A 14,526-nucleotide genomic window follows, 5' to 3' on the forward strand; every position below is an offset into this window, starting at 1 on the left:
TTTTATTTTAATCTGAATCTCATTTCTACGGGTAAATGATCTGAGGCTTGCTCAAAATCATTCAATACTTTTCCGCCTATATATTCAATAGAGTTTTCTGTATAAAAAATATAATCTATTCGCTCGAAAGGATTTTTACTATTAAATGTATTTGAAGGATCTACAGCGTTAAAAGCAGCGTTTCCTACTCCGTTCATTTTAAATATTTTTTGAACTGCTGAATTCTCATCTCTCGCGCTTGAATTAAAATCACCTAATAATATTGTTGGATATTTATCCTTATATTGACTAAACAGCTCCAAAATATACTCAAACTGACGAACCCTAGTATCTTTGTCAAAAGCCTCTAAATGGATATTTATTAACACCACTTCTTTCCCTTCTAAAATAACTTTTACAACTTGCGCCAACCTTTCTAGATACAAAGCATCTCTATAAAAAGGATTATCTGGTACACGTTCTAAAACAATGCGCTCGTACTCTTTTAATTTATATTTACTAATAATTGATTGACCCGAGATTACTTTTCCGAAGTGCATACTTGGTGGCCAATACGGAAAAGGCACATAGCGCTCATCCCAATTTACACCTCTTGCGGCATAATTATATCCTAAATTCATAAACGCTTCTTCCTGATCTACGTTATAAGATCTTGAAGCCTTATAATCAATTTCCTGAAAAGCAATAATATCCGGATTTACTTTTTTAAGTTCACTTTCTACCTTTTGCTGGTTTTTATCAAACAACTCTTTTGGTTTTGCTACCGGTAAATTATTTGTCATTCCACTTAAATAACCAACATTATAAGTTACAATACTATATATTGAATCATTTTTTACAACTAGGGAGTTTTCTCTTTCTATTAATTTACTATACTCTTTTTCATCAATTGATGGTGATGATGCCCAGAAAAAAAAGAGTACAAAGCCTACAAACATTAATAAAAGCAGCTTCCACAAAAATCTGACTGTATTTTTCATAAAAATTAAAGAAATGTTAAAGTTACTTTCAAATTTAAACTTTTTTAAAGAAGCATAGTCATAGATGTATAAATAATTAAAAAACTTAAATTTTATAAATATGAAAAAATTAGTAACAGTATTGGTTTTAGCAATTGGGTTTACATTAACAACTCAAGCTCAAAAAGGAAAAAGAAATAACTTAGAAATGCTAACTGTAGAACAACAAACTGAGTTAGCTGTAAAAAAAATGACATTAAAGCTAGATTTAACAACTTCTCAGCAGCGAGATATCACTCCCTTATTAACTGATAAATTTATAAAACGTAAAGAAATGCATCAGAAAAGAAAGGCAATGAAGGAAAGTGGTGAAAAAAGAGCTAAACTATCTGCTGATGACCGTTTTAATAAGAAAAGCAATGCTTTAGATGCTCAAATTACTTTTAAAGCCGAAATGAAACGTATTTTAAACAAACAACAATACGAACGTTTCGAAAAAATGAGCGCAAAGAAAAAGCATAAAGCTAAAAAGAAAATGAAGCACAGAAAAGGTTTAAAAGAAGAACATAGTGATAACCAAGAAAAATAGTATTGATTGATTGATAGTAGGTTAGTTTTGATTAAAAGCTCAGTTTTGGAAACAAAACTGAGCTTTTTTATGAATTTTTGTGAGGCTTGGCGTTAGGGATTGAAGTGACATCCTTTTTTTGAGGCACGAAAAAAAGATACAACGTAAAGCCCGACCTTTAGGTAACGCCCAAATATTATTCCTTAAACCAACTTGAATATTTTACGTAATTATTAGCTATTCGATCAATTTCTCCTGAAATTAATTCTTTAGAAACGTCCTTAATTTTTTTAGCTGGCACACCGGCATAAACACTTCCGCTTTTTACAATGGTGTTTTTTGAAACCACCGCTCCGGCTGCAATTATCGAGTTAGATTCAATAATACAATCGTCCATAATAATGCTTCCCATACCTATTAAGACATTGTCGTAAATAGTACAACCGTGTACAATGGCATTGTGCCCAACGGAAACATTGTTACCGATTGTAGTTGGTGATTTTTGATAGGTTGCATGGATTACGGCACCGTCTTGAATATTTACTTTATTACCCATTTTTATGTAGTGTACATCGCCTCTTATTACGGCATTAAACCAAACGCTACACTCTTTTCCCATTTGCACATCGCCTACAATTGTGGCGTTTTCTGCTATGTAACAATCAGCTGGAATTTGGGGCGATTTACCGTTTACTCCTTTTATAATTTTCATTTGTATTTATTTAAAATATGATAATAAATTTGCTTTTTTTGATGCGGATACCATTACTTCTTTTCCGTTGGATAAAAGTACGCTTCCGCCCTTACCTTTTTTATATTTTACAATTTCATTTACGTTTACCAAATACGATTTATGTACGCGCGCAAAACCACTTTCTTTTAAAAGATCGTCAAAGTGTTTTAAGGTTTTACTAACTACTTTTTTGGTGTTTTCGAAGTAGATTTCGGTATAATTATCATCTGCCTTGCAAAACAGAATATCTGCAACTGAAACAACCTCAAATCCATCTTGTTGCGGAATCGTTATCTTATTTAAATCCGCAATGCTTTTAGTCGTTAAAACCGTGCTTTCTAATGTTTGTTCTTTGGTTTTAATTTCTTCAACTAAGTTTACTGCTTTAATTAATTCATCTATCGAAATAGGTTTTAATAAATAATACGTTGCTTGATTGTTTAAAGCTTCTATTGCATAATGATCGTAGGCAGTTACAAAAATGGTTTCGAAGGTTTGATTTTCTATTTTTTCTAATAAGTCAAATCCGTTTCCGTAAGGCATTTCTACATCTAAAAACACCAAATCTAATTCGTGTTCTTCTATTAATGTTTGTCCGTCTTTTATATTATCCGCTTCTCCTAGCAATTGAACATTTGGGCAATATTTTGTTATATAATTCCGCAAAATATCTCTACCAATAGCTTCATCTTCAATAATGATTGCTTTTAACTTCATCTTTAATTTTTCTTTAAAATCAGTTCGACTTTTGTTCCGCTACCATCTTCAAAAACATCCGAAACTGTAACATCAATTTTATCTTTGTACATACTATTTAAAATAGCAATTCTGTTTTCAATAGTACTAATTCCTTTCGATTTTTGCTTTAGCTGATGTTTTGTTTTCATTTCCATCGATCTCTTTCTACCAACTCCGTCATCTTGCACAGTTATTAAAATCGTATTCGCTGTTTGCTGACGCATAGAAATTCCTAGACTCCCTTTTTCTTTTTTATAACGGAGTCCATGCCAAATAGCGTTTTCTATATAAGGTTGCAATAACATTGGCGGAATAGAAAAATTTTCTTTTTTGATTTTCTCATCAACAAACATTACATAATCAAACTTGTCTTTAAATCGATTATGCTCTAATTTCACATACAATTCTAACAGTTCTATTTCTTTTGCTAACGGAATAAAATCTTCATCAGAATTTTCTAAAACTGACCGCATTAATACTGAAAATTCAGATAAATAACGATTCGCACTTCGTTCATCATTCACAGCTATAAAATTATTTACCGAGTTTAAAGCATTGAATATAAAATGCGGATTCATTTGAGATCGCATCGATTTTAATGCCAATAAATTATTCGCTAATTTTTGTTGCTTATTGGTTCGAAACATAAAATACGCCAACAAACTCATTAAAAAGAAACCTCCAATTAATGAATAAATAATCAGTTTTTGCTGTTTATTACTTTCTTGTATTAATTGCTGATCTTTATATGCCAAGCTAATTTTACTATCGCTTAATTGCTTATCTTTTTCTAGACTTCGGATTCGGTTTTGATTGTTTGCAATTTTTTTTCCGAATCTTTTTACTTGTTGAATTTCTTGTTCTTTTTTAGAATACAACGTATCCACCAACTTCACATAATCTTGATAACTCTCTAACGCTTTTGTATAATCTCCTACAGTTGCATACACTTCTGATAGTTTACGCGTTGCATCTTTTTCGATAATTAAATCTTCTTTACTATTGGCGTCTTTTATACTTTTCTTTAAAAAAGGAATAGCTTCGTTATAAGATTCTTTTTGAATATAAGCGTTTCCTATTTTGTAATTTATTTTTTGAGAGGTAATAGAATCTACCAACGATTCTTTTTCTTCCGTTTCTATAACAATATCATCTGCGGCTACTAAACTTTGCTTTCGTAATTGAATTTCATCATCATACCTTCGGGATTCATTATAAAAATCAGCTACTTTTTGCTGTTCTTTTAAAGCTCTTTTTTTATTTTCTTTGGATGCTAATTTTAAAGAGTTCTGAAAATAACCATTTGCTTTTTGTGTTTTACCTTGTGCTGCAAAAACTTCTGCTAACTTCGAGTTTAAATCTGTTATTTTAGGTGTTACATAATCGTTTTTTGCAATTTTTAAGGCTTTGGTATAATTAGTAGTAGCTTTCGTATAATTTTTCTTTGCCATAAACACATCACCCAAGCCTTCATAGCCTTTTAACTTTTCGTAATTGGTTAATCCGCCTTCTAAACTTTCTTGATAATTCTTTTCACTATCATCAAATTTATTAACTAAAAACTGTGTTTTAGCTAATAACAACCGAACACTTGCTTTGTTATCTTCTCTTAAAGACACGCTATAATTTTCTACCGCTAAATCATACTGTTTCCAGTAAAAATAAACATCTCCCAACTCTTTATAAGTAGTTGCTTTTCGGCTTTTAGAAGATGAATTTAAAAGCATTTTCTCTACAGCTGTTAAACTTTTATCTATATCTTTTTTCTTGTAAAAATTTACAGAATCTAAATATTTCGGATATAGGTCTACTATTTTTCGACTATAAGGATTTCTTTTTGATTTTTTCTTCTCATTAAAATCTTCCACCAACACCTTAACATCTTCATTATCTATAATTGTATAATAAACAGTTTCGAAACCAACATGTGACACTTCTAATTCACTTCCCTTTTTAGCTTCTACAAGATACCTGCCTTTTGTATTTGAAAACTTAAAAACACGTCCGTTTATCGTAACTCTCGCATCTTTAATTTGCGCTCTCATATTTTTATCTACCACCTGAACTTCTACTATAAACTCCTGTTCGCTTTCTTTAATTTCTTGAGAAAAAACAGAAGATAACGTAAATAAAAATCCTATAAATACTATTTTAAAAAATCTATTCATCTTTTATATATTACTGTAAACATACACACAAAAACTGAGTTCAAAAAATGAGGCTCCTTAAATAACAACATAGAAAAACACTAAATAATTGCTTTTACTCATTTTAAAAACCACTTCACTCATTCATTTTACCCACATACTCATTCGCTGTTTTTTAAGAAGGAAGTTGCTTGTAGATTTGACAGTGTAAAACGACAAGCTACTATTTTTTATACCTGTTGTTTTGAAATTAAATAAACAATTTAAAACATAAAATCATGAAAAATTACATCTTAAAAACAGTTTTCATTTTTACTTTTTTAATATCAATAGGAAGTTATGCTACTAATACTAAGAAAGACATTAAGAAACAAACAACCAAAGTTGCTTTACTACTAGATACAAGTAGTAGTATGGACGGACTAATAAACCAAGCAAAAGCACAGTTATGGGAAATTATAAACGAATTATCGCATGCTAAATGCGAAGGAATAACTCCTATATTAGAAATCGCTTTGTATGAATATGGCAACAGCAAACTTTCTTCTAGCGAAGGTTATATTCGTCAGGTTTTACAATTCACAAGTGATTTAGATGATATATCTGAACATTTATTTTCTTTAACTACCAATGGTGGTAGCGAGTTTTGCGGACAAGTAATTCAGACTTCTTTAAATGAATTAGAATGGGGAAACAATAAACGTGATTTAAAAATGATTTTTATCGCAGGAAACGAACCTTTTACACAAGGAAAATTAAATTATAAAGATGCCATTACCAGCGCTAAAGAGAATGACATTACGGTGAATACTATTTTTTGTGGTGATTACAACCAAGGTGTTTCTGGCATGTGGCAAGACGGAGCAGTTTACGGTGGTGGAGATTATATGACTATTAATCATACAAAGAATATTGTACACATTGTAACACCATACGATAACGATATTATTATTTTAAATAAGCGATTAAACAAAACGTACATTCATTATGGTAGTGCTGGGTATTCTAAATACACAAATCAGGCTAAACAAGATGCTAATGCCGAAACTTTAGATGAAGTTGTTGTTGTAAAACGTGCCGTTAGTAAAAGTTCTAAATTATATAATAATGCCGAATGGGATTTGGTTGATGCTTCTGAAGAAAAAGAAATGGATTATAGTAAATTAAAGAAAAAGCAATTGCCAAAAAACCTACAAGAAAAATCAGCTAAAGAAATAAAAAATTATGTTGATAGTAAACGTAAAGAACGTAATGATATTCAACAAGAAATTCAGTTATTAGATAAAAAAAGAAAACAATATGTTGCTAAAAAACAACGAGAGAACAAGACTAAAAACGAATTGGAAAATGTAATGATTAAAGCAATAAAAAAACAGGCTAAAAAGAAAAAATACTCTTGGTAAACGCTACTAAATAAAAAAGCATCATTCTTAGTTAAACGCTAAGAATGATGCTTTTTTGTCATAAAAGACAATCCTTTTATTTTACTAATAAGTTTTGCCCAATACTAATTTCATTCGTACTTAGTTCATTAATTTTTTTCAACTCACTTACCGATAAATCATATCTTCTTGATATCGAATACAAAGTATCACCTTTTTGTACTTTATGGTAATCACTTTCTATTGTATTTTTGGTTATAGTAGTATTCTTAAGCTTAATTCTGTCGTATTTTGTTAAATTATATTTTTTAATAATCGATATTAATTTTTGTGGATACCGTTTATCTGTCGCATAACCTGCTTTTCTTAATCCGTAAGCCCAACCTTTATAATTAGTGTGCCCTAATTTAAATAAACTTGCATAACGACTTCTTGTGATTAAAAACTGCGAATGATCTTCGTATGATGTTTGCGGGTATTTATATTTTCTAAAACACTCTCCTTTTTCATCATCATCATGAGTTACACTTTTTCCTTGCCAACCTTTATGGCATTTTATACCAAAATGATTATTAGATCTAATTGCCAAAGCACTTCTACCACTACCCGATTCTAAAACTCCCTGCGCTAAGGTAATACTGGCAGGAATATTGTGCTCATACATTTTCTTTACTGCAATTGGTGCAAATTTTTCAATGTATGCAACTGTGTGATTAGAGCTTGTTTTTAAAGGTTTATTTACTTGCTCTAGCTGAGGTATTACAGGATATACTTCTTCTCTTTCTTGCAACACCACTTTTTTTCGGTTTTTAGTAACCATATTTTTGTTAGAACCACAACTCACTAAAAAAAGAGTACTTATTGCTATGTATAAAACTGATTTTATTTTCATTAAATTTTTATTAATGCTTGATTTTTATTTTTCAACTTCTGATTAAATCCTGTAATTCCCTGTAAACCTCCTGTATGAATTGCTACAATTTTACTATTTTCTGGAAACTCATTTTTTTTAATCATTTCTATAATTCCGAACAGCATTTTACTCGTGTAAATAGGATCTAACTGAACTTTTGTTAGCTCATTAAACTCGTTTATAAAACGAATTAAATCTGTATTATATTTTCCATAACCTCCAAAATGATATTCGGTTTGTAAACTCCAATTAACTTTATTTATTATTAATTGTTCAATTTCTTTTTGTAGGAAATCACCTTTTAATGCAGGAAAACCAATTACTTCTTGATGCTTTTTTGCTGCATTTATCAATCCAGAAATTGTTCCTCCGGTTCCTATTGCAGCACAAATATAATCGAAATTCTTATCTTCTTCTGTTAAGATCTCTTCACATCCTTTAATTGCCAGCTCATTTGTTCCGCCTTCAGGAATTAAATAAAAATCACCAAACTCATTTTTCAAGTCATTTATAAATTCTTCGGATGTTTTATTTCGATATGCTTCTCTCGAAACAAACTTAAAATGCATTCCGTTTTTATAGGCTTCTTTTAAGGTTGAATTTCCTGCCAACGTTTTTTCGAGGTTCTTACCCAATTCATCTCCGCGAATTATCCCGATAGTTTTAAAACCTGATAAATTCCCGGCTATTGCCGTTGCTACAATATGATTAGAAAAAGCGCCTCCAAAAGTTAACAACACTTTTTTATGTTGATTTTTTGCAGCCTCAATATTATATTTCAATTTACGAAACTTATTTCCTGAAACAAATGGATGTATTTTATCTTCTCGTTTTATAAACAACGCCACTTTTTTCTCTTCTAAAATAGGAAGAAAAATTTGTTGATTTTCAGTTTTAAAAACCTGATTAAATAAAAGATTATTAATATCGTTCAATACATAAATTTTAATGGTGTAAAAATAAGAGAAAGGTTTATTAATAAACAACTAATTTAAAGTTGATTTCACAACAGAAAAACACATTATAGTTAATAATATCTCTAAACTCTTTTCAAAAATTAGTTACTTTAGCTGTATACAAAATAAGTTATTTTGAGCTCTATAATAATTTTAAATAGTAACAGCGGTTTTGTTTAAAAAACAAAACCGCTGTTACTATTAGAATAAAAAATGAATAAACTGCTAAAAATCAGAAATCTGTTCTTCTATTTTTTCCCAATCAGTCATTAATTTTTCTAAACTTGCTTTTTTTGCTTTATATTTCTCAAAGAAATTAGGACGAGCAGAAACTTCATCATAATTATTTGCTAATTCTAAATCTATTTTTTCAATATCTTTTTCTAAATCAGCAATATCTCTTTCTGTTTTAGAAAGTTTATTCTTCAATTTTTTTAACTCTTTTTCTTGCTCTCTAGATAACTCTTGTGCTTCTTTTTTGGCTGTTGGTTTTTCAACTTTAACAACTGTTCTTTTTTCAGCTTCTCTAAGGTTTTCCATTTTATGCTGATCTAAGAAATAATCAATATCTCCTAAATACTCTTTAATAACCTTGTCTTTAAATCCGTAAACAGTTGATGTTAATCCTTGTAAGAAATCTCTATCGTGAGAAACTACAATTAAAGTTCCGTCAAAGTTTTTTAAAGCTGTTTTTAATACTGTTTTAGAGGCGATATCTAAGTGGTTTGTTGGCTCATCCATTATTAACACGTTAAAAGGTGATAATAATAATTTACATAAAGCTAAACGGTTACGTTCTCCACCCGATAATACTTTTGCTTTTTTGTCTACAGCATCTCCACCGAATAAAAACGACCCTAACATATCTCTAACACGCATTCGGTTTGTATCCGAAGCAGCATCTTCCATGATTTCTAAAACTGTTTTCTCCGGCGGTAATTCTTCTGATTGGTTTTGTGCGAAATATCCTATTTCTACATTATGTCCTAGTTTTAGATTTCCTATAAACGGAATTTCACCAACCATCATTTTTGCTAAAGTAGATTTCCCTTGTCCGTTTTGACCAACAAAAGCAATTTTACTGTTACGCTCAATCATTAAATCTACATCCTCTAAAACATGCTTATCTCCGTAACTTTTACTTAAACCATCAGCTTCAACAATAATTTTACCTGGTTCTTTAGAAATATTAAAACGCACATTCATTGCCGCATTATCATCTCCATCAACCTCAATAAGTTCTACTTTATCTAACTGCTTCATTAGCGATTGTGCCATCGAAGCTTTACTTGCTTTTGCTTTAAACTTATTGATTAAGTGTTGTTTTTGCTTAATTTCTTTCTCTTGATTTTTCTGCGCTTGTAATTGTTTTTCTTTAATTTCAGCTCTTAAAACCAAAAATTCAGAATAGGGTTTTTTATAGTCATAAATCTGACCTAAAGAAATTTCGATCGTACGGTTGGTTACATTATCTAAAAACATCTTATCATGCGAAACCAATACAATAGCGCCAGAATATGATTTTAAAAAGTTCTCTAACCAAATAATTGATTCGATATCTAAATGATTTGTTGGCTCATCTAAAAGCAGAATATCATTATCTTGCAATAACAATTTTGCCAATTCTATACGCATTCTCCATCCACCAGAAAAAGTATTGGTTAACTTATCAAAATCTTCACGCTGAAAACCTAAACCTTGTAAAATTTTCTCGGTATCTCCTTGATAATTATATCCTCCTAAAAGCTCATATCGCTCTGTAAGATCCGTTAAATCGATAATTAGCTGACTATACTCTTCACTTTCATAATCGGTTCTTGTAGCTAGCTGATTGTTAATATCATCTAACTTTAACTCAATTTCTTTAATTTCTTCAAACGCTTGGTATGCTTCTTCTAAAATGGTTCTTCCTTCTACAAAATCAATATCCTGACGTAAAAACCCCATTCGAATATCTTTATCAAAAGCCATCGTACCACCACTGGTTTCTATGTCTTTAGAAAGTACTTTTAAAAGTGTAGATTTTCCGGCTCCATTCTTACCAATCAATCCGATTCTATCACCTTTATTTAATTTAAAAGTAATTCCTGAAAACAAATCAGTTCCCATAAAAGAGACTGATAAATTGTGTACGTTTAACATATTATTTGCGTAAATTTGAAAAGCGCAAAGCTACTTAAATTATGATTAGAAAAGGAACAAAGTTATACAGTGTTTTAAAAGGTAAATGTCCACGTTGTAACGAAGGGGAGTTCTTTAAGTATAACATTACAATTAACCCTAAAAAAATAACACAATTGCATGATAACTGCCCGAGTTGCAATTTAAAATATATGATGGAACCTTCTTTTTTCTTTGGTGCCATGTATGTAAACTACGGCTTATCAGTTGCCTTATTTGTAGCTGTTTTTATTATTTCTAAAATGATTTTTGGGCTAACAATACTGCAAAGCTTTATCTCTATCATTATAGTTTCTTTATTATTGATACCTTTTACATTACGTTTATCTAGAATTATTTGGATAAATATGTTTATTAGTTACAATAAAAAAGCAAAAGAATTACAGTCTGAAAGGTAATTAATCAACAAATCTTTTAATATCTGTTTCTTTATCTAACTCTTCTGAGCTTTCTAAATGATTAAATAAGTTCTTAGCGATTGTTGGACCAATCATAACACCTCGTGTTCCCAAACCATTTAAAACAACTAATTGGTTATGTTTTGGATGAACACCTATCATTGGTCTTCTATCACTTACAGTTGGTCTAATTCCTGCTGTATGATCTTTTATGGTATAAGGCACTGTAATTATTTTCTTTAATTTTTCTTCTAATTCATGCCTAGCTTCTGCTGTCGGATCACATGTTTTATCTGTCCAATTAAAAGTAGCGCCAACTTTATAGCTATCATTGCCTATTGGCATTACAAAGAAACCTGATTTTAACAAAAAATCAATTTTTAAGGTTGGTGCATGTATTACTATCGATTCTCCTTTTACCTCACTTAACGGTAAGTAATTAAAAAACGGGTTCTTTTTTATTCCAAATCCCTCACAAAAAACAATTTTATTTGCATTGATATGCTGATATTGAACCTTTCCTTTTGACGTATCTAACTGATTATATTCAAAGGACTGCTCAATCAATCTATTTGATTTTTTTATATAATCTCTATATGAATTAACGAGTGTTTCTGTGTCTATTCTCCCTGTTCCTGTTAATTCTCCAAAACCAAAATCACCTACAACACCTTCTATTTTATCTTTCTTAACTGTTGGGTTCATATAATGTGATAGCGTTGGTTTATCCATAGCTGCAAACCAATTATTCTCATCTCCAATACTAGAGAAAGCTTTTTTAATCGCGAATTTGTAATCTAATTTTACTTTTAACTTATGCTCTAAATCTTTATAGAATGGTAAAGCCGTTTGTATCATATTATGAGCGTTCCAAGCTGCATTAAAACGTTTTAATATAACAGGATTATATACTCCACCAGCTACTAAAGAAGAAGTTTGCGAATTATCTTCAAAAATCACAAATGATTTATTAGCTTTCTGTAATTCTTCTGCAAAAGCGATTCCTGCCAAGCCTAAACCTACAATAATATAATCTACATCAATATTCATACTTCAAAAATACTATTTATTACCACAAAAAAGAGCTTGCAATGCAAGCTCTTTTTAAATTTTATAAGAAGTATGAAATTAGTAATTCCACATATCCATTTCACGGTCACGAATACTTTCTTTAACTCTATCCGCTTCTAATAATTGAAATAAAGAATTACCTCTAACATAATCTTTAATAGATCTGTCTCCGTAAATATTCTCTTCTTTCATTATTGTAGAAGTAAATCTTCTAGCGTTTAACAAGTTGTCATACGATAATGGATGTGCTGAGTTTTTTGGATTGAAAACTTTAGAATCATGTAATGTTTCTCTAGCATCTGGAAAAAACACCCAGAATAATTCATACACATTTTCTTTATCATCAATCTCTTCAACACCTAATACTTGTACATCTGGTCCCATAGGAGCTAATGCAAGCATACGATACTTTAATTCTCCTCCACGTTTATCGAAATACCAAAGACCTTTAATTAAATATCCTTTAATATCAGCTGATTGTATTGAATAAGTATCAACATTACCATAACCATCATCACGTTGGTTAGAAGTAACTTTATCAATATCCTCCATTGCTATTTTGGTTGTAAAGTAAGAATCACTGTATACTTCAGTAATTTCGCCATTACTAATACCTTTTAATAAAGTGTCAAATAATGAACGTCTCGTTAAACCAGCACTTGTAGTATCAATTGGGTAATAATAAGGTAAATTAATTTTTTGATTTAAATCTACATATTCCCACACCACTTTAGACCATAACACATCTCTATCGCTTATATAGCCATAAGGAAGTGGTTTATCATCTTCTGAAGCTATTTGGGCTTCAGATTTAAATCCAATCTCTTCAACCTTTTGAGAATTTAAGAGGTTAGCTTGTGCACTCGCAAAACTTGTTATTGCAAGGGCAAATAAAACCATATAAAAACGCTTCCAATTCATACTTTAAATTTTTACTTATTAATTAGTAATCTCAATACTTACAGGTAATACTTTCTTAATCTTGTAGTTAGAACCTGAAACTGATGCTTTAATATCGTAAATAGTAATTACATCATTTCTTCTAGCTTTGTTAAGCGCTTGTTTTGCTCTTGCTGTTAAAGTTCTACCGTTAACTGCAATAGCTAACTGCCCTGGAACTTTAATTTTAAAACTAGATACATTTAATTTTAAATCGAATAAGAAATCTGGCAAACCAGCTGCAACGCTAATTCTAGCAACACTTGCTTTAGGCATTTTTACTGTACCATACTGACCTCTTACCATACCAACTGCTGGTGGTATATCTTTAATTCTATATTTCTTAGGAGTACTTATTTTTCCTCCTCCTGGTAATGTTGCAGAAACCCTTATAGTTACTTCTGTTCCTTTACCTGGATTCATTACATATTTATCTCCTTTAACTCTTCTTAAACCTGGTGCAGATGCAGAAACTTTATTTCCTGAAACTCCTGGTACTGATATTGTTAATGGATTAGATAACCCACGGTACACAACATTCATTTTATCAGCAGAAACAACTGCTTCATTTGGTTTAGGAATTACTGAATAACCTCCTAAAATAGGAATGGTTACTAAAGAATCGTTTTCCATAAACTGAAACTCTCCTTTTAATTCCTTATCACCTACAGAACCTGCTGGCCCATCTAAGATAACTTGACCTGCTTGAATTTTATCAGCTGGCATTTCTTCACCGTTAACGATAACTTTTTCTGCCGTTAAGTTAGGATCATTTTTTCCTAAAACAATTCTACCAGATAATTTTTCACCAGGGTAGTAAGCGTTTTTATCAAAAATAACCATGGCATCATAGTTAGTCATTGATACTGCACTTTCTAACTCACCTTGTAACAATGCTGTTAAAGCATCCGCTTCAGTAGTTTTAATATCTGCCTGAATCTGTGTTAATTTGGTTAATGATGCTATTAAAGGAAAACCTTCATAGTTATACTTTAACCAATTTTTTGTTACTCCTTGAGTTTTTACATCCTCAGTTTTAAAACGAGCTGCAACTACGCTAGATAATTCAGACTCACCTAAAACAACTAAAGATTGCTCTCTAAACTGATTCATTTTATCTACAAATTCTTTTCCTTTTGCGGTGATTTTTCCACCTGCGAAAAAGTATTGATCTAAGAAACCAGACTTATCCATAGATTCATAAGCTTTCTTATCCTCTATCTCTGTAGTCATTTGAGTTTTCAAATCTCCTATATAGACAAAAAACTCATCAGCCATAGCTCTAAGCTTATCTGTTTTCTCTTTAGCTTCACCATATTGCTTTGCTTGTTCAGCTGCTTTAAGTGCTAAAAGATCGTACGATGCTTTATTTTTCTCGGTTGCTCTAATATTAGATTCCGATAATTTCTCATTCATTAATCCAAATGCTGATAGAACTTCTTTACTCATGTTCATTGCTAACATTGCAATAAATACAAGGTACATTAAGTTTACCATCCTTTGCCTTGGTGACTGTTTTCCTCCTGCCATCTTTAATTAGT

At 30.7% G+C, this 14,526-nt stretch carries 13 protein-coding genes; 3 read left to right on the top strand and 10 right to left on the bottom strand.

Features of this window, described 5'->3' with window-relative positions; translation table 11 throughout:
* Positions 1-2: 2 nt before the first annotated feature.
* The gene (locus H0I30_RS08035) at positions 3-980 is read right to left on the bottom strand and encodes an endonuclease/exonuclease/phosphatase family protein (RefSeq protein ID WP_218771353.1); all 978 of its coding nucleotides are present in this window, start codon (positions 978-980) and stop codon (positions 3-5) included.
* A gap of 100 nt (positions 981-1,080) precedes the next feature.
* On the opposite strand from H0I30_RS08035, the gene H0I30_RS08040 reads away from it, so the two are divergent.
* Positions 1,081-1,548, top strand: coding sequence for a hypothetical protein (locus H0I30_RS08040; protein ID WP_218771354.1), 468 nt, complete (start codon positions 1,081-1,083; stop codon positions 1,546-1,548).
* 175 nt (positions 1,549-1,723) lie between these two features.
* Here H0I30_RS08040 and H0I30_RS08045 read toward each other — a convergent pair whose 3' ends face one another.
* From H0I30_RS08045 to H0I30_RS08055, 3 genes are read right to left on the bottom strand one after another with little or no spacing between them, the layout of a single operon-like run.
* Complete coding sequence (locus tag H0I30_RS08045; protein WP_218771355.1) at positions 1,724-2,239, bottom strand: gamma carbonic anhydrase family protein; 516 nt, start codon at positions 2,237-2,239, stop codon at positions 1,724-1,726.
* Between the two features lie 6 nt (positions 2,240-2,245).
* Positions 2,246-2,977: a LytTR family DNA-binding domain-containing protein gene (locus H0I30_RS08050; protein ID WP_218771356.1), complete on the bottom strand. Its 732-nt coding sequence runs from the start codon at positions 2,975-2,977 to the stop codon at positions 2,246-2,248.
* Between the two features lie 2 nt (positions 2,978-2,979).
* Positions 2,980-5,166, bottom strand: coding sequence for a histidine kinase (locus H0I30_RS08055; RefSeq protein WP_218771357.1), 2,187 nt, complete (start codon positions 5,164-5,166; stop codon positions 2,980-2,982).
* Positions 5,167-5,423: 257 nt separating this feature from the next.
* Here H0I30_RS08055 and H0I30_RS08060 point away from each other — a divergent pair, with 257 nt between their 5' ends.
* Complete coding sequence (locus H0I30_RS08060; protein ID WP_218771358.1) at positions 5,424-6,548, top strand: vWA domain-containing protein; 1,125 nt, start codon at positions 5,424-5,426, stop codon at positions 6,546-6,548.
* 76 nt (positions 6,549-6,624) lie between these two features.
* Here the strand turns inward: H0I30_RS08060 and H0I30_RS08065 are convergent, their stop codons facing one another.
* The 3 genes from H0I30_RS08065 to H0I30_RS08075 all read right to left on the bottom strand — a co-directional run bounded on the left by H0I30_RS08065 (position 6,625) and on the right by H0I30_RS08075 (position 10,538).
* Complete coding sequence (locus H0I30_RS08065; RefSeq protein ID WP_218771359.1) at positions 6,625-7,419, bottom strand: glucosaminidase domain-containing protein; 795 nt, start codon at positions 7,417-7,419, stop codon at positions 6,625-6,627.
* Positions 7,419-8,366, bottom strand: coding sequence for a 1-aminocyclopropane-1-carboxylate deaminase/D-cysteine desulfhydrase (locus tag H0I30_RS08070; RefSeq protein ID WP_218773499.1), 948 nt, complete (start codon positions 8,364-8,366; stop codon positions 7,419-7,421). The genes H0I30_RS08065 and H0I30_RS08070 overlap by 1 nt, the downstream gene beginning before the upstream one ends.
* 255 nt (positions 8,367-8,621) lie before the next feature.
* Positions 8,622-10,538 (bottom strand): ABC-F family ATP-binding cassette domain-containing protein, encoded by a 1,917-nt coding sequence (locus tag H0I30_RS08075; protein ID WP_218771360.1) that lies wholly within the window; start codon positions 10,536-10,538, stop codon positions 8,622-8,624.
* 41 nt (positions 10,539-10,579) lie between these two features.
* On the opposite strand from H0I30_RS08075, the gene H0I30_RS08080 reads away from it, so the two are divergent.
* Complete coding sequence (locus H0I30_RS08080; RefSeq protein WP_218771361.1) at positions 10,580-10,975, top strand: DUF983 domain-containing protein; 396 nt, start codon at positions 10,580-10,582, stop codon at positions 10,973-10,975.
* On the opposite strand, the gene H0I30_RS08085 is transcribed toward H0I30_RS08080, so the two are convergent.
* The 3 genes from H0I30_RS08085 to gldM form a co-directional block, all read right to left on the bottom strand.
* The gene (locus tag H0I30_RS08085; protein ID WP_370624086.1) at positions 10,976-12,025 is read right to left on the bottom strand and encodes an NAD(P)/FAD-dependent oxidoreductase; all 1,050 of its coding nucleotides are present in this window, start codon (positions 12,023-12,025) and stop codon (positions 10,976-10,978) included.
* Between the two features lie 78 nt (positions 12,026-12,103).
* Positions 12,104-12,967 carry a gliding motility protein GldN gene (gldN, locus tag H0I30_RS08090; RefSeq protein ID WP_218771362.1) on the bottom strand — a complete coding sequence of 288 codons (864 nt, stop codon included), beginning with the start codon at positions 12,965-12,967 and terminating at the stop codon, positions 12,104-12,106.
* Between the two features lie 18 nt (positions 12,968-12,985).
* Entirely contained in the window at positions 12,986-14,515 is a 1,530-nt protein-coding gene (gene gldM / locus H0I30_RS08095; RefSeq protein ID WP_218771363.1) for a gliding motility protein GldM, read from the bottom strand.
* Between the last annotated feature and the right edge of the window lie 11 nt (positions 14,516-14,526).

The organism is Tenacibaculum sp. AHE14PA, assembly GCF_019278465.1.
GTDB lineage: Bacteria > Bacteroidota > Bacteroidia > Flavobacteriales > Flavobacteriaceae > Polaribacter > Polaribacter bernardetii.